11 protein-coding genes and 1 riboswitch are annotated in these 15,073 nt (G+C 46.2%); of the genes, 5 read left to right on the top strand and 6 right to left on the bottom strand.

The annotated features are described in order from the left end of the window. Nucleotide 1: 1 nt before the first annotated feature. Together thiP and thiQ are read left to right on the top strand one after the other, a co-directional pair. Entirely contained in the window at nt 2–1,606 is a 1,605-nt protein-coding gene (gene thiP, locus LYZ37_RS13175; RefSeq protein ID WP_272785787.1) for a thiamine/thiamine pyrophosphate ABC transporter permease ThiP, read from the top strand. Beyond that, nucleotides 1,590–2,294, top strand: a complete 705-nt coding sequence (gene thiQ / locus LYZ37_RS13170) for a thiamine ABC transporter ATP-binding protein (protein ID WP_272785786.1) — start codon at nt 1,590–1,592, stop codon at nt 2,292–2,294. Before thiP ends, thiQ begins: the two co-directional genes overlap by 17 nt. Before the next feature lie 206 nt (nt 2,295–2,500). Here the strand turns inward: thiQ and yjgA are convergent, their stop codons facing one another. Further along, on the bottom strand, nt 2,501–3,028 hold the full coding sequence (yjgA, locus tag LYZ37_RS13165) for a ribosome biogenesis factor YjgA (protein ID WP_272785785.1): 528 nt from the start codon (nt 3,026–3,028) through the stop codon (nt 2,501–2,503). Nucleotides 3,029–3,137: 109 nt separating this feature from the next. On the opposite strand from yjgA, the gene pmbA reads away from it, so the two are divergent. Beyond that, the gene (gene pmbA, locus LYZ37_RS13160; protein WP_272785784.1) at nt 3,138–4,481 is read left to right on the top strand and encodes a metalloprotease PmbA; all 1,344 of its coding nucleotides are present in this window, start codon (nt 3,138–3,140) and stop codon (nt 4,479–4,481) included. A gap of 212 nt (nt 4,482–4,693) precedes the next feature. Here the strand turns inward: pmbA and lysC are convergent, their stop codons facing one another. Next, nucleotides 4,694–6,046, bottom strand: a complete 1,353-nt coding sequence (gene lysC, locus LYZ37_RS13155) for a lysine-sensitive aspartokinase 3 (protein ID WP_272785783.1) — start codon at nt 6,044–6,046, stop codon at nt 4,694–4,696. A gap of 117 nt (nt 6,047–6,163) precedes the next feature. Then, a riboswitch (Lysine riboswitch) is annotated at nt 6,164–6,341 on the bottom strand. A gap of 233 nt (nt 6,342–6,574) precedes the next feature. Here lysC and LYZ37_RS13150 point away from each other — a divergent pair. After that, nucleotides 6,575–7,696 (top strand): pyridoxal-phosphate-dependent aminotransferase family protein, encoded by a 1,122-nt coding sequence (locus tag LYZ37_RS13150; protein WP_272785782.1) that lies wholly within the window; start codon nt 6,575–6,577, stop codon nt 7,694–7,696. Nucleotides 7,697–7,760: 64 nt separating this feature from the next. Here the strand turns inward: LYZ37_RS13150 and LYZ37_RS13145 are convergent, their stop codons facing one another. From LYZ37_RS13145 to LYZ37_RS13130, 4 genes are all read right to left on the bottom strand, one after another. After that, nucleotides 7,761–9,536 carry a PglL family O-oligosaccharyltransferase gene (locus LYZ37_RS13145; RefSeq protein ID WP_272785781.1) on the bottom strand — a complete coding sequence of 592 codons (1,776 nt, stop codon included), beginning with the start codon at nt 9,534–9,536 and terminating at the stop codon, nt 7,761–7,763. 68 nt (nt 9,537–9,604) lie between these two features. Then, entirely contained in the window at nt 9,605–12,427 is a 2,823-nt protein-coding gene (gene uvrA / locus LYZ37_RS13140; RefSeq protein ID WP_272785780.1) for an excinuclease ABC subunit UvrA, read from the bottom strand. Between the two features lie 140 nt (nt 12,428–12,567). Further along, nucleotides 12,568–13,443 (bottom strand): UTP--glucose-1-phosphate uridylyltransferase GalU, encoded by an 876-nt coding sequence (gene galU, locus LYZ37_RS13135; protein WP_272785779.1) that lies wholly within the window; start codon nt 13,441–13,443, stop codon nt 12,568–12,570. 117 nt (nt 13,444–13,560) lie between these two features. Next, nucleotides 13,561–14,211, bottom strand: a complete 651-nt coding sequence (locus LYZ37_RS13130) for a LuxR C-terminal-related transcriptional regulator (protein ID WP_272785778.1) — start codon at nt 14,209–14,211, stop codon at nt 13,561–13,563. A 283-nt stretch (nt 14,212–14,494) separates the two neighbouring features. On the opposite strand from LYZ37_RS13130, the gene LYZ37_RS13125 reads away from it, so the two are divergent. Next, nucleotides 14,495–15,031, top strand: a complete 537-nt coding sequence (locus tag LYZ37_RS13125) for a single-stranded DNA-binding protein (protein ID WP_069667424.1) — start codon at nt 14,495–14,497, stop codon at nt 15,029–15,031. Nucleotides 15,032–15,073 lie beyond the last annotated feature (42 nt).

Below are 15,073 nucleotides of genomic sequence, written 5' to 3'. Positions count from 1 at the left end.
TTTGCGTAATACCCCAAAAATTGGCTTATGGGTCGCGATATTCATCGCGACCTTTGTCGTTTCTGCCCTCGGTGCTTTACTGGTTAACGCGCCATCGTTAAACATCAGTCAGGTATGGAGTGATCCATACTATCGACATGTCACCAAATTCAGTTTCTATCAGTCTTTTCTCTCTACCTTGCTCAGTGTTGGTTTTGCCATCCCAGTCGCGCATGCGTTATCTCGCCGTCGATTTAGGGGGAAATCCCTGTTACTCAAACTGTTTGCTACAACACTGGTGTTGCCTGTCTTAGTCGGGGTGTTTGGTCTGCTTGCCATTTATGGCAATAGTGGTTTGATTGCTGATTTGTTCAAAAGTCTAGACAGCAAGTTGCCGTTCTCAATTTATGGGCTCAATGGCATTTTACTGGCGCATGTGTTTTTTAATCTTCCTTATGCGACCCGATTGCTGTTGCAGGCATTAGACTCTATTCCACAGGAGCAGCACAAACTGTGCGCCCATCTCGGCATGGGACACTGGGATAAATTTCGCTGGATTGAGTGGCCGCGTCTACGACAGCAATTACCTCATGTCAGTGGCTTGGTGTTCATGCTCTGCTTTACCAGTTTTGCTACCGTGATGGCACTCGGTGGTGGGCCTAAGTCAACCACGATTGAGCTAGCCATCTATCAAGCAATTAAGTTTGATTTCGATCTCCAAGCTGGTGCGTTATTGGCTATCTGGCAGATGATGCTGTGTGGTGTTATGGCGTTGACTATTCAGCGACTAGCGAAACCGATCTCAGTTTCCTCTGGCTCTCAGACACAGATTATTTACTTATCTAAAGACTCGTTTGTTTCTAAGTGTTGGGATTGGGGATGGATAGCCTTTTCTATGCTGTTGGTGCTACCACCGCTACTTATGGTACTGCTCAGTGGCCTTAATAGCCATGCGGTTGATGTTTTCATTGATGAACGCTTTTGGCAGGCGCTATGGGCGTCAGTGAAAGTGGCGACCATGGCAAGCGTGATTGCAGTGATTGCTGGCATTGCTATCTTGTTAACCAGCCGGAGATTGCGCCTTAACTATCGCGAGAAGAGTGCGGATCATATTGAGTTGATTGGCACCATTATTCTTGTCACACCCGGTCTCGTGATTTCCACCGGACTGTTTCTATTGCTGCGCTCATTGACGGATGTATTTAGCTTAGCGCTAGTGGTTGTCGTAGCCGTGAATGCGTTAATGGGTCTGCCATATGTGATTAAAACGCTCTCTCAGCCAATGCTGCATGTTGAGCAGCAGTATCAATATGTTTGTGCCAGTTTGGGCATGAAAGGTTGGAATCGTTTTAAAGTGGTTGAGTGGAAGGCACTGAAAAAACCGATGGCTCATGCCTTTGCGATCAGCTTTATGTTTGCAATTGGTGATCTAAGTGCGATTGCTTTGTTTGGTAGCCAAGAATTTCGCACTTTACCGCTTTACCTATTCCAACTGCTTGGTAGCTATCAAATGGAATCTGCTGCCGTAGTATCTGTAACTCTATTACTATTGAGCGTCGGCTGTTTTACGCTCATTGAAACCTTGTTAAACGCCAACTCGAAGGTGAATCATGCTGACCTTAAGTAATGTCGATTACTACTATCACAATGAATTGTTTCACTTTGAGACTTCGATTTCACCACAGTCGATTGTTGCCTTGATGGGGCCAAGTGGTGCGGGTAAATCGACCCTATTGGCTTTGGTTGCGGGTTTTATTGAGCCGACCGAGGGAACTATTGAGGTAGAAGGCAGCAATATTGTTGGTAAAGAGCCACATCAACGCCCATTCGCCATGCTGTTTCAAGAGCATAACCTATTTTCACATTTAACCGTGCGCCAGAATATTGGGCTTGGCTTGCACCCGGGCTTAAAACTTACTTCCGAGCAGCAAACGCAAGTTGAGCAAGCCGCGCAGCAAGTTGGGGTTGAAGCTTATCTCGACCGTTTACCAGAGCAGCTTTCCGGTGGTCAGCGTCAGCGTGTTGCGTTAGCACGCTGTTTTGTCCAACCGCACAAGATATGGCTGCTTGATGAGCCTTTCTCTGCCCTTGATCCCATCCTGCGAGAAGAGATGCTCAACTTGGTAAGTAAGTTAGCCAAAGAGAGAAACATTACAGTGGTTATGGTGACGCACCATATCAGCGACGCCAAGGCGATTGCTTCTGATTTTATCTTTGTCGCCAATGGCCGAGTTGAAGTCGCGGATAACATTGAACAGCTGTCATCGAGTCACGCTAATCAAGCGCTAAGTGATTTTGTGCGCGCGGGGGAGTGAAGGGCGGAACGGACTTCGTCCTACGGAACGTTGCGCTGGAAAACTAGAGCTATTTTGTTATCCATAGGGCGTAGCCCGTTCCCAAATCCCGTATCCACAAAAAAGGGTTGATGCTGTACGTCAACCCTCAAAATTTTCCAGCTCTCCAGCTCTCCAGCTCTCCAGCTCTCCAGCTCTCCAGCTCTCCAGCTCTCCAGCTCTCCAGCTTAAATCTCTTCTTCGTTTAACTCTTTTAACACTTGGAAGATTTCGCGGAATGCTTTTGCAGGCTTACCTGCTTTTTTCTCTTTTGCTGCCTGACGAGCAAGCTGGCGTAAGCGTTGACGATCGGCCGCTGGGTAAAGCTCCATAACATCACCGATTGCGCTATCGCCTTCTTCTACCACGCGGTCACGAAGCTGCTCAAGCTTATGCAGTGCCGCAGTAGCTTGTGAGTGTTTGTTACGCACTTTATCCAGTGCCGCTTGTAGTGGCTCAGGATCTTCAAAACGCATCAGCTTGCCGATGTACTGAAGTTGACGGCGACGAGCTTCGTTCTTGAAACGCTGAGCGTCTTTAATTGCCTCTGCAAGGTCTTCGCTTAAGGGAAATTTTTCTAGCACGGACGGCTTCAAGCTTGCGAGTTCTTCACCCAGCTTTTGTAGCTCTTCCATGTCGCGTTTCAATTCGGTCTTACTGACCCAAATGATCTCTTCTTCCTCTTCCCATGGCGCTTTTTGATTCTTACGTGCCATTTTTCTGCCTTAATTTGAACATCTATTTCTCTATTTTAACAAGAATCGTGGGGAGAAAGCGAAATTCTTGTTATTCTAAAGGCAATTGATCTTAAGAAATAAAGAAAATATGGACGTAAGACAGCAAGTTGCTCAACAGCGAGTTGAGTTAGAAGAGGCAGTAGCCAAAGCTCTTGAGATGGCAGCAGAGAAGTCAGATGCCGCCGAAGTCGCGATCAGCAAGACCACGGGTCTGAGTGTTTCGACTCGTATGTGCGAAGTGGAGAACGTTGAATTTAACAGTGATGGCGCGCTTGGGATTACCGTTTACCGTAATCAGCGTAAAGGCAGCGCATCCACTTCCGATCTGAGTGACAAAGCGATCCAACAAACTGTTCTTGCGGCACTCGATATTGCGCAATACACCTCTGAAGATCCTTATGCCGGCCCTGCTCCAAAAGAGCTAATGGTGCAAGAGGTGCCTGATCTTGATCTATTCCATCCTGATACGCCAGATCCAGACTATGCTGCGAAAGTAGCGATTGCAGCCGAGCAACAGGCTCTTTCTTACAGCGATAAGATCAAGCAAAGTGATGGCGCTAGCTACGATAGCCACTATGGTTTGAAGGTCTATGGTAATAGCCATGGACTGCTCGCTAGCTATGCTTCTAGCCGCCATAGCACGAGCTGCTGTGTGATTGGTCAGGGCAATAACGGTGAAATGGAGCGTGATTACAGCTACACAGTGGCGCGCCATAAAGATGAGCTTTGGACGCCAGAAACTGTCGGTCAGAAAGCTGCGGAAAAGACCGTTAGCCGTCTTGATGCACAAAAGCTAAAAACAGGCCAATATCCAGTGATGTTTGCGGCTGATGTAGCCACTGGCCTACTTGGTCACCTAGTGATGGCGATCAGTGGTGGTAACCTTTACCGTAAATCTTCTTTCTTGCTTGATCACTTAGGTAAACAAGTTCTGCCTGAGTGGTTTAATGTCTCTGAACGCCCGCATGTGTTGCGTGGTCTTGCATCAAGCCCATTTGATAGTGAAGGGGTGTTTACCCAAGATCGCGAGATCATTACTGATGGTGTTCTTGCTACTTACCTGCTTACTAGCTACGCGGCGCGTAAAATGGATATGACGCCAACTGGTCACGCGGGTGGGATCCATAACTGGTTTGTACAATCGACAGGTCAGAACTTTGAGCAAATGCTGAAAGAGCTAGGTACTGGTTTACTAGTGACAGAAGTGATGGGCCAAGGCGTTAATATCGTGACTGGCGATTACTCTCGTGGCGCAGCAGGTTTTTGGGTAGAGAACGGTGAAATTCAGTTCCCAGTGTCTGAAATCACCATCGCAAGCAACCTCAAAGATATGTTTAATCAGATTGTTGCCGTAGGCAACGATGTAGAGACTCGCTCGCAGATCCAAACTGGCTCGATCCTACTTGAGTCAATGAAGGTTGCGGGGGAGTAAACAAGGAGCGGACTACGTCCTAAGGATAGCTAGACCGCTTCGCTGCTGGAGAACTAGACTTGACTCATTTATCAAGGTCTTGAAGCTTTAGCTCTCCAGCTCTCCAGCTCTCCAGCTCTCCAGCTCTCCAAAACGAAAGGGTTGGCAAAAATGCCAACCCTTTAAAATATCCGTCGAATCCCGAATCCCGAATCCCGAATCCCGAATCCCTTTTATTCCTCAAACAACTCTGTATGCAGTTTCTGAATCGCTTGTTTTGAAACAGACTCATCAACTAAGAAACACAGATTGTGTGGGCTCGCGCCGTAGCAAATCATACGCAGGTTGAAATCTTCTAAAGTGCTGAAAACTTGTTTGGCATAGCCTTTACTCTCACTCATATTGTTACCAATCAGAGCCACTAAACATAGGTTGTGTTCTACCTCGACAGTACATAACTCTTCGAGCTCAATTCGTGCGGCTTCTGGAAGTTGCGGTGCGCCGCCAGCAGTGTCTGTTTGGTCTAGAGTGAGCGACACACTGATCTCTGAAGTGGTAATCAAGTCTACCGAGATTTTGTGTTTAGCAAGGATCTCAAACACTTTTGCGAGGAAGCCGTAGGCATGGAACATGTTAGCGCTGCGCAGTGTTACCATGGTTTGGTTACAACGCAGAGCTAGGGCACGGAATAGCGGTGAGCTTTCTACCTGATGGCGAATCCAAGTACCGCCCTTCTGCGGCTCTTTCGATGAGCCGACAAACACAGGAATATCGTGGCGTAGTGCAGGAAGAAGCGTCGATGGGTGGAGAATTTTAGCGCCAAAATTAGCCATTTCTGACGCTTCACTAAAACTAATTTCAGGAATTGGAGATGCTTTGGGCGCAATGCGTGGATCTGTGGTGTAAATACCAGGAACGTCTGTCCAAATCTCAAGTCCAGAAGCTTCAACGGCTTCGGCGATTAGGGCTGCACTGTAATCACTACCACCACGACCTAAAGTAGTGGTGTTGCCTTCGGCGTCAGAACCGATAAAGCCTTGAGTAATCACTACTGCATCTTGGCATAACGGCACTAGCGACTGCTGAGCAAGCTCGCTGATCTGGTCTAGTTGTGGCTCTGCTTTACCGAAATTGCTGTCGGTGCGCAGAATGTCACGAATATCAAAACGTACTGCGCTGATACCGCGCTCTTTCATCAATTGAGTAAGTAGGTGGGTCGACATCAGTTCACCACACGCGACTAGGTGGTCTGTCAGTTTGTGGCTTGCTTGGATCGATGCCGCTTCTGCAAGGCTAGTCACTGTGTCGAGAATCTCGTAGACATCGCTTGCAGCTTGGGTTCCATCTTCAAGCTGTTCGAGTACCGCATCATGAATTTGCGCCAGTTTAGTCAGAATCTCACTGCGACGAACTTGGTCTTGTACGCCATTTGCGAGCTCGACCAGAAGATTAGTGACACCTGAGCAAGCGCTACTCACAACGAGTTTTGTATTTGGATTGCTTTCAATAATTGCAGCACAACGGCTCATTGCCTCAAAGTTAGCAACGCTTGTTCCACCAAATTTAGCTACATTAAAACTGCTCACAGCATTTCTCCCACGACTTCCTAAAATAAAAACTTTTGGTAGCTATACCAACATCCAGTGTTTTGCTTTGATGAAGAGAGTTGAGCGAAAGAGAGGGGGTCTTTTATATGTATGACTTTCCTCAGAAGCTCATCATCAGACTGGGCTGATGACAGTTGTAGGGATTCAACCCTAGCAACCGACAGATCCAAACCGACATTTCGGATCTACCTCGGCACTGCTCCCCCTCAATGTGCTGTATCGGATTTGTGGCTCCACAACACGTCTACCTGGGCAGTGCTCCTCTTCTGCAAAATAATTTGCTATGTGGCATAAATATTCGCCACATATCCGCATTGAACGTTTTTCTGTGAACTATGTCAATGAGAATTTGTAACTTTATGCCTTTTTATAATTAACAAACTTGTGACACTGGTTTGACCTCAATACTTTGGGCTAATTGCTGCCAACAAAGAATTGAATTAAGGTGGGTTTAAGGAAGTAAAAGATAATACAAAAACTATAGTGATAATTAAAAAGGAGCTGCCAATGACGATTCAAAGTTTTATCCCCCCTCACCGTATTCTTATGGGGCCAGGGCCTTCAGATATATCTCCTCAAGTGTTACAAGCTTTGAGTCGCCCGACAGTTGGTCATTTAGACCCATTATTTGTGGGCATGATGGATGAGCTTAAATCGCTGCTCAAGTACGCATTCCAAACCGACAATGAGTTTACGATTGCCGTTTCTGCCCCGGGTAGTGCAGGGATGGAGACTTGTTTCGTTAACTTGATTGAGCCGGGTGAAAAGGTGATTGTTTGTCGCAATGGCGTGTTTGGCGAGCGTATGCGTGAAAATGTTGTACGTGCAGGCGGCATTGCCGCAGTTGTCGATGATGAGTGGGGCGCGCCAGTCTCTATCGATAAAGTCGAGCAAGCGTTAAAAGACAACCCTGATGCGAAAATCCTAGCTTTTGTTCACGCTGAAACGTCGTCGGGTGCATGCAGTGATGCAGAGGCTTTGGGTAAGTTGGCGAAGCAATATGGCTTGCTGACCATTGTAGATGCTGTGACCTCGTTAGGTGGAGTACCGCTTAAGGTCGATGAATGGCAACTAGATGCGGTTTATTCAGGCAGTCAGAAGTGTCTTTCTTGTGTTCCGGGTCTTTCTCCGGTGACCTTTTCTCCTGCTGCGATTGAGAAAATTCAAGCACGAACTACACCAGTGCAAAGTTGGTTCCTAGATCAGAGTTTAGTGCTTGGCTATTGGAGCGGTGAAGGAAAACGTAGTTATCACCACACTGCGCCGGTCAACAGTTTATATGCTCTGCATGAGTCTCTGTTGATTCTAAAAAATGAAGGGCTTGAAAACGCATGGCAGAGACATAGAGATATGCATGAGAAACTTAAACAAGGCTTGGAGAAACTAGGATTTGAGTTCGTTGTTGAACAGGACTCTCGCTTACCTCAGCTCAACGCCATTTATGTTCCGCAAGGCATTGATGAAGCTAAAGTGAGAACTCACCTACTAGAGACTTACAACCTAGAAATTGGCGCGGGCTTAGGCGCGTTAGCTGGTAAAGCGTGGCGTATTGGCTTGATGGGTTACGGTGCTCGCGCGGAGAATGTCGCATTATGTCTTAGAGCGCTCGAAGAGGCATTAACGCAATAGCAGTCTCCATAACATATCAATTAATAAGGCGACCAGGTGGTCGCCTTAATTATATCTGTAGACTCTAGTTAGTCTCTTTTTCACTGTCCGCCTTTAAAGCATCGATATTCGGTGGGATGTACTGCACCTCAGAGAAATCCTGCTCAGGGAATAGGAACTGCGCTTCGCTGCGAATTTGCTCCGCTCTAACACTGTCTCCCAATCCTTGATAGGCCAAGATCAGATTGTTATAGAAAGCAGGTCGAGGCTTATCTTTAATAATCTTCAGTGACCAATCTATGTATGGCTGGATAAACTGGGGATCTTGCTTGTATAAGCCAATGTTGAGATAGGTGCTATAGATATCCCAATCGTATCTGTCTTTCCAAACCACAGGGTTAGTTACTTGGTTAAGTATGTCAGGATCTTTAGGCTGTGAGCGCTCAAACTGGGTAAGTACATAATTGGTATGCAAAGTGGTCAGCATATAGAAGCTTGTCACTATTGGTATGACTAAGCTGAACACTCGTAGTGCCGTTTTGGAGATGACACTAAATGGTGCTTGACGATAACTGCTCGCTCTTTGATCAACCCAGTAGAGCAGAATGACAAAGGTTATCCAGTGAATCGCTGAGTGATAAAACGGATACTCAAGCTGACTGTGCAGTACGATGGGTACAAACAGGGCAAACATTGCCAAGCGTGTACCTTTCTTCGCTTGATAAAGCCTAGCAAGAACAAATAGCGCTGCGAGTATGATGGCGAGTAGTGGTAGTAAGCCACCTTCCACTCCCCAGTAGAGCAATTCGTTATGTGGATGGTCCATTGCCGCTAAACCAGGCTTATAACTCTGATTTAACTGATGTTGTCTCGCTGTGTACACCATGTACTCTGGCTCAAATCGACCATAACCATAGCCTGTAAACGGCTTTTCGATCAGCATGTCGAGTGCCTGAGGAAAGGTATACCTTCTCGGGCTTTCTAGATTGCTCTTCTGTTCCACTAAAGAGTCATCTTGCCCAGTCATTAATGGGGTTGAAAAGCCTAGCCCAGTTCCCACAATTATTGCCACTATCCAACCGACAAAGCGCTTTTTGGTTGCAAATCTAAATACATACGGAATCAAAAGGGCAACAGAAAGAACTGCGGCCAACCAACCCGTGCGCGAAGCCAATACAACCAGCAGTGGGACAGTCGCAACGGGCATTAGATACAGCAATGCGACTTCACTGACTTTACGTTGGTACTTAGTCGGATGACGGGTGAGCAAGTAGCCAGATAGCGCTAATCCAGTCGCGAGAAAACTTGCCATTACATTGGGTTGCTGAAAGATGCCGTAAGGTCGGTTTGATTCGGTGTTGTAGCCGAATATGTTACTGGGCTCTAAGACCAAATACTGTACCCAACCGAAAATAGCTTCGATAAAGACTGCTATGGTGATAAACCAGAGTAGACGCTGCTTTTGTTTGTTGCTGAAGCGAAATTGCTGCAAGACAACAAACAGAATATAACCAGCCCAAAGTCCAGTAAGTTTCCCTAGCGATAACTCAAGATTCGAACCTGAATAGATCGCGGGTAAGGTGAGCATAATGCAGCATATAAACAAACCTATTGTGAGCTTGTTGTATCTTAAGCTGCCGTAGCTACCGAGCTGATATAAACCGATCGCAATAGAGAAACTCACCACAAACCAAGTCGTGGGGTTAAAGGCTAATGCAAGACCAGCTCCCCCCGGATTGGGCATAAAAAAGTGCATCGCTAACAGGAAGAGTATCCCGATGGTGACTAAGAAAGGTCTGGTTAAAGGGATCTTTGGCGCCTTTAATTCAAGCTCTGTCCCTGCTACATGTGTGGTCGCCATAAATCTTGATACCTCAAACAAACAGACCAGCGAAATACTCACTGGTCTGTAAATTTTACTATTAATTGCTATTTTAACATAGGCTTGAGGAATCGGGCAGTATGAGAGCCTTCGATGAGTGACACATCTTCCGGCGTGCCTTGAGCGATAATTTCACCGCCTCCTTGGCCACCTTCTGGTCCTAAGTCCACAATCCAGTCCGCGGTTTTGATCACATCTAGGTTGTGTTCAATCACCACTACCGTATTACCATGGTCACGTAGACGATGCAGTACCGTGAGTAATTGCTGAATATCGTGGAAGTGTAAGCCAGTAGTTGGCTCATCCAAAATGTATAGGGTTTTACCTGTGTCTCGTTTAGACAGTTCACGAGCTAACTTGACACGCTGCGCTTCACCACCGGATAGGGTCGTCGCGGCTTGGCCTAAGCGAATGTAGGATAAGCCCACATCCATCAAGGTTTGTAACTTGCGAGCAATCACGGGTACTGGGTCAAAGAACTCGCGTGCATCTTCGACTGTCATTTCCAGTACTTCATCGATTGTCTTGCCTTTGTAGCGTACCTCTAAGGTTTCGCGATTGTAACGCTTGCCCTTACACACATCACATGGCACATAAACGTCTGGCAGGAAGTGCATTTCGACTTTAATCACGCCATCGCCTTGGCATGCCTCACAACGACCACCGCGTACATTGAAACTAAAGCGACCCGGCTTATAGCCACGAGAGCGAGACTCTTGAGTTCCAGCAAATAATTCACGAATTGGCGTAAAAATACCTGTGTAGGTAGCCGGGTTTGAACGAGGTGTACGACCAATTGGGCTCTGGTCGATATCGATCACTTTATCAAAATGCTCTAGCCCTTTGATCTTCTTGTATGGCGCCGGCATAGCTGTCGTTGCTCCGTTTAGCTGGGTATGGGCAATCTTAAAGAAAGTGTCGTTGATAAGGGTTGATTTACCTGAACCAGACACACCGGTAATACAGCTAAATAAACCAACAGGAATCTCTAAGGTGACATCTTTTAAGTTGTTGCCTGAAGCGCCAACCAGCTCGACCACCTTCTTGCTATCTTTAGGCGTACGATTGCTTGGGATAGAGATTTCTTTTTTGCCGCTGAGGTACTGTCCGGTTACTGAATTCGGGTTGGTAATAATCTCATCCATTGTCCCTTCTGCAACCACGTTGCCACCGTGGACGCCAGCACCAGGGCCAATATCAATCACATGATCAGCGATGCGAATGGCATCTTCATCATGCTCAACTACTAACACTGTATTGCCTAGGTCACGTAGGTGAGTCAGAGTTTTAAGTAGGCGTTCGTTATCTCGCTGATGTAGGCCGATTGAAGGCTCATCGAGAACGTACATCACACCAACCAGCCCTGCACCTATCTGGCTCGCAAGACGAATACGTTGAGCTTCACCACCGGACAAAGTCTCTGCACTGCGAGAGAGGTTAAGGTAGTTCAAACCGACGTTAACCAGGAACTGCAGGCGATCATTGATCTCCTTCATTACTTTTTCGGCGATCTGAGCGCGTTGTCCTTCAAGTTGCAAAGAAGCAAAGAAGCCTAATGCGTCAGCAATGCTTAGTTCAACAATTTCGGGCAGTGTTGTATTACCAATAAACACATTGCGCGCTTCTAGACGAAGGCGACTGCCATCACAGCTAGAACAGGTTTTGGTCGAGATATATTTGGCTAAATCTTCACGCACAGCATTGGATTCAGTATCACGATAGCGGCGTTCGAGGGTATTTAATATCCCTTCAAATGGGTGGCGTTTAACCCGAATATCACCACGGTCATTGATGTATTTAAACTCAACTTCAGTACGTCCAGAGCCAGTCAGAATGACATCACGGATTTTCTTTGGTAGTGAATTAAATGGTGCTTTCAGATCGAAATTATAATGCTCGGCCAGAGAAGAGAGCATCTGAAAGTAGTAATAGTTTTTCTGATCCCAGCCTCGGATTGCCCCTTCTGCTAGGCTCAATGAATCGTCGACGATCACTCGCGCAGGGTCAAAGTACTGCTGAACGCCAAGTCCATCACAAGTGTGACAAGCACCAGCGGGGTTATTGAAAGAAAATAGGCGAGGCTCTAGTTCTTGCATGCTATAGCCACAGTGTGGGCAAGCGAAGTTTGCAGAGAAAACGATTTCCTCTCCGTCACCGTCCATAGCAGCAGCAACAGCAATACCGCCAGATAGCTCCAGTGCGGTCTCAAACGATTCAGCAAGACGCTGTTGAAGATCACCGCGCACCTTAAAGCGGTCGACAACCACTTCAATGGTGTGCTTTTTATGCAGTTCTAGCGTCGGTGGATCGGAAAGATCACAGGTTTCACCATCAATTCGCGCACGAATGAAACCTTGAGCTGCAAGATTTTCTAGGGTTTTGACGTGCTCACCTTTACGCTCCTTAACGATGGGAGCCAGTAGCATCATCTTGGCACCTTCTGGCAGCTCAAGTACTTTATCCACCATCTGAGATACGGTTTGTGCAGCTAGTGGAACCTTGTGGTCAGGGCAGCGTGGCTCACCAACACGAGCATAGAGTAGTCTTAGATAATCGTAGACTTCAGTAATGGTACCGACGGTTGAGCGTGGGTTATGCGAGGTTGATTTCTGCTCGATTGAGATCGCTGGAGACAGGCCTTCAATATGGTCAACATCAGGTTTTTCCATTAAAGAGAGGAATTGGCGAGCGTAAGCGGATAATGATTCGACGTAGCGACGTTGTCCTTCAGCATACAAGGTATCAAAAGCGAGTGATGACTTACCTGAACCAGATAGACCTGTAATCACGATCAACTTATCACGAGGTATGGTTACGTTAATATTTTTCAGGTTATGGGTGCGGGCACCGCGGACTTCTATCTGATCCATTCTCAACACTCTAGGTAACAACAAGTTGGCTAAGTATTACATAGTGTGAGAATTGTGCAAAGAAATACTGGATAAAAAAACAGTAAAAGAAAAGGCAGCGATTAGGCTGCCTTGATAAGTGATGACTACATCTAAGTGAACTAAGCGCTTTCTTTGGTTGTCTTTTGTTTACCTAACTCAGATTTATGTGCGTCTTTTAAATACATGTTTTCAAAACAGTAGTTCGTCGCTTCGATATAACCTTCGACGCTACCACAGTCAAAGCGTTTACCTTTGAACTTGTATGCTAATACGCAGCCTGCTTTGGCTTGTTTAAGCAACGCATCTGTAATTTGAATCTCACCACCTTTACCCGGTTCAGTGTTTTCGATCAGTTCAAAAATATCTGGAGTAAGAATATAGCGGCCAATGATGGCTAAGTTACTTGGTGCTGTACCAGGCTCTGGTTTTTCAACCATGTCATCGACACGGAAGATGTCGTCTTTGATCATTTCACCTGAGATGACGCCGTATTTATGGGTCTCATCTTGTGGTACTTCTTGCACTGCGACAATGGAACAACGGAACTGCTTGAACAGTGCCACCATTTGCGCCAAAACACCTTCTTGTTCGTTGACACACAAGTCGTCTGCAAGTACGACAGCAAAAGGCTCATCGCCGACTAGCTCTTTGCCGGTCAAAATTGCATGGCCTAAGCCTTTCATCTCGCGCTGACGAATGTAGGTGAAGTTAGCACTTTCGATAATATCGCGAATATCGACCAACAGTTCTTCTTTGTTGGTGCCACTGATCTGGTGCTCAAGCTCATAGTTCTTGTCGAAGTGATCCATGATTGAGTGCTTGCCACGGCCGGTCACAATACACATCCCATTCATGCCTGCTTGGATTGCTTCCTCAACACCATATTCAATAAGCGGCTTGTTGACTACCGGCATCATCTCTTTTGGCATTGATTTGGTCGCTGGTAGGAAACGCGTGCCGTAACCCGCTGCCGGAAACAGGCATTTTTTAATCATGGTTCACCCTTTGCTATAGATACTTATTCTTTAATTGGCGCAACAATACCACAAGGTAGGTGAATTGTTGATGAACGAGTATCTAGAAAAACAACCAAATATAACTTGGTTTTAGAATTAAGACATTGGCCGCATATGTTGTTTGGCCCAAGCGGCAGCCTGAACACGATTTTTGACGCTTAATTTCTTAAAAACCTTCTGCAAATGAGATTTAACGGTGAACTCACTGATAAACATATCGTCGGCGATTTGGGTATTGGAAGCCCCGGACATTAAACAACGCAGTATCTGCATTTCTCTAGTAGTTAAGTCGACGGTTGCGGGCGTGGTATGGGTGTCAACAACATTACGATAGTGGAACAGTAATTGTGCCGTGACTTTTCTTGGCAACCAGGTTTCACCATTGATAACCCCTTCATACCCTTTGACGAGCTGCTCTATGTCTATATCTTGGTAGAAGACCGCTTTCAAATGACCAAATGCCAATAGTTCGTCTGTGGTCAAGCGATGAGAGACATTAAAAATGATGGTTTCAAATGACTTGTCTGCCAAAGGGAGTTCACTAATCACGTTTTTCAGTTGGGTATATTCTTGATAATCAATGATTAAGATTCGATGTTTATACTGCTGTAGGGCGAGTAACAAATCGTTGGGTGCCATTGTCGGAATGGCGATCTCCATTCGTCTCTCTAAGCGTTCAATGATTGGATTTACAGACTTGTTTTCTGTGAGAAAGTAAATAGTTCGCGCATAGATGTTTTTAGCCATAAGTCCCTCGTTACTGACATTGATTATGTTTTTATTTAGAGTGACTTAAAGGGGAACTATGTGCGAATTGAGGTGCAGGCTTTGCGTTTTATTTCATGTGATTCGGTAATTAACTGATTTCTCAATCTCGATAAGTTTTGAGTTTTCTCTAAAATTACACCGCGCAGGTTATAGCAAGATCCCGATTCTAGACATTGTAGCGACAGAGATTTGTACCGAGCGCAAAGCGTGTTATCCTATTGCGCTATTTCTTAATCAATACCAAAGTTAGACGGAGCGAAACATGGCTAGCCGTGGAGTTAACAAAGTTATTTTAGTCGGTAATCTGGGTTCTGACCCAGAAGTACGTTACATGCCAAGTGGCGGTGCTGTAGCCAATATTACTATCGCAACGTCTGAATCGTGGCGTGATAAAGCTACTGGTGAACAGCGTGAAAAAACGGAATGGCACCGTGTGGCACTATTCGGCAAGTTAGCTGAAGTTGCTGGTGAATATCTACGTAAGGGCTCTCAAGTTTACGTTGAAGGCCAACTTCAAACTCGTAAGTGGCAAGATCAAAGTGGTCAAGACCGCTACACAACAGAAGTTGTCGTTCAAGGCTTTAACGGCGTAATGCAAATGCTTGGTGGCCGTGCTCAAGGTGGTGCTCCAGGTCAAGGTATGGGCCAACAGCAGCAACCTCAGCAAGGTGGATGGGGACAACCTCAGCAGCCTGCAATGCAGCATCAACCTGCTCAACAGCCGCAGTCACAACCACAACAAGCTCAGCCTCAGTACAATGAGCCGCCAATGGATTTTGATGACGACATCCCATTCTAAGTGTCTGTTATTGAAAAAAAGCCGCGCAAGTCGCGGCTTTTT

This window comes from Vibrio tubiashii (genome assembly GCF_028551255.1).
GTDB classification, from domain to species: domain Bacteria; phylum Pseudomonadota; class Gammaproteobacteria; order Enterobacterales; family Vibrionaceae; genus Vibrio; species Vibrio tubiashii_B.
This window is presented reverse-complemented; position numbering and strand designations above follow the sequence as displayed.

Bases quoted from the DNA above. Each gene is read 5' to 3' on its own strand.
- thiQ (WP_272785786.1), top strand. From the start codon at position 1,590: ATGCTGACCTTAAGTAATGTCGATTACTACTATCACAATGAATTGTTT.
- yjgA (WP_272785785.1), bottom strand. From the start codon at position 3,028: ATGGCACGTAAGAATCAAAAAGCGCCATGGGAAGAGGAAGAAGAGATC.
- pmbA (WP_272785784.1), top strand. From the start codon at position 3,138: ATGGACGTAAGACAGCAAGTTGCTCAACAGCGAGTTGAGTTAGAAGAG.
- LYZ37_RS13150 (WP_272785782.1), top strand. From the start codon at position 6,575: ATGACGATTCAAAGTTTTATCCCCCCTCACCGTATTCTTATGGGGCCA.
- LYZ37_RS13145 (WP_272785781.1), bottom strand. From the start codon at position 9,536: ATGGCGACCACACATGTAGCAGGGACAGAGCTTGAATTAAAGGCGCCA.
- uvrA (WP_272785780.1), bottom strand. From the start codon at position 12,427: ATGGATCAGATAGAAGTCCGCGGTGCCCGCACCCATAACCTGAAAAAT.
- galU (WP_272785779.1), bottom strand. From the start codon at position 13,443: ATGATTAAAAAATGCCTGTTTCCGGCAGCGGGTTACGGCACGCGTTTC.
- LYZ37_RS13130 (WP_272785778.1), bottom strand. From the start codon at position 14,211: ATGGCTAAAAACATCTATGCGCGAACTATTTACTTTCTCACAGAAAAC.
- LYZ37_RS13125 (WP_069667424.1), top strand. From the start codon at position 14,495: ATGGCTAGCCGTGGAGTTAACAAAGTTATTTTAGTCGGTAATCTGGGT.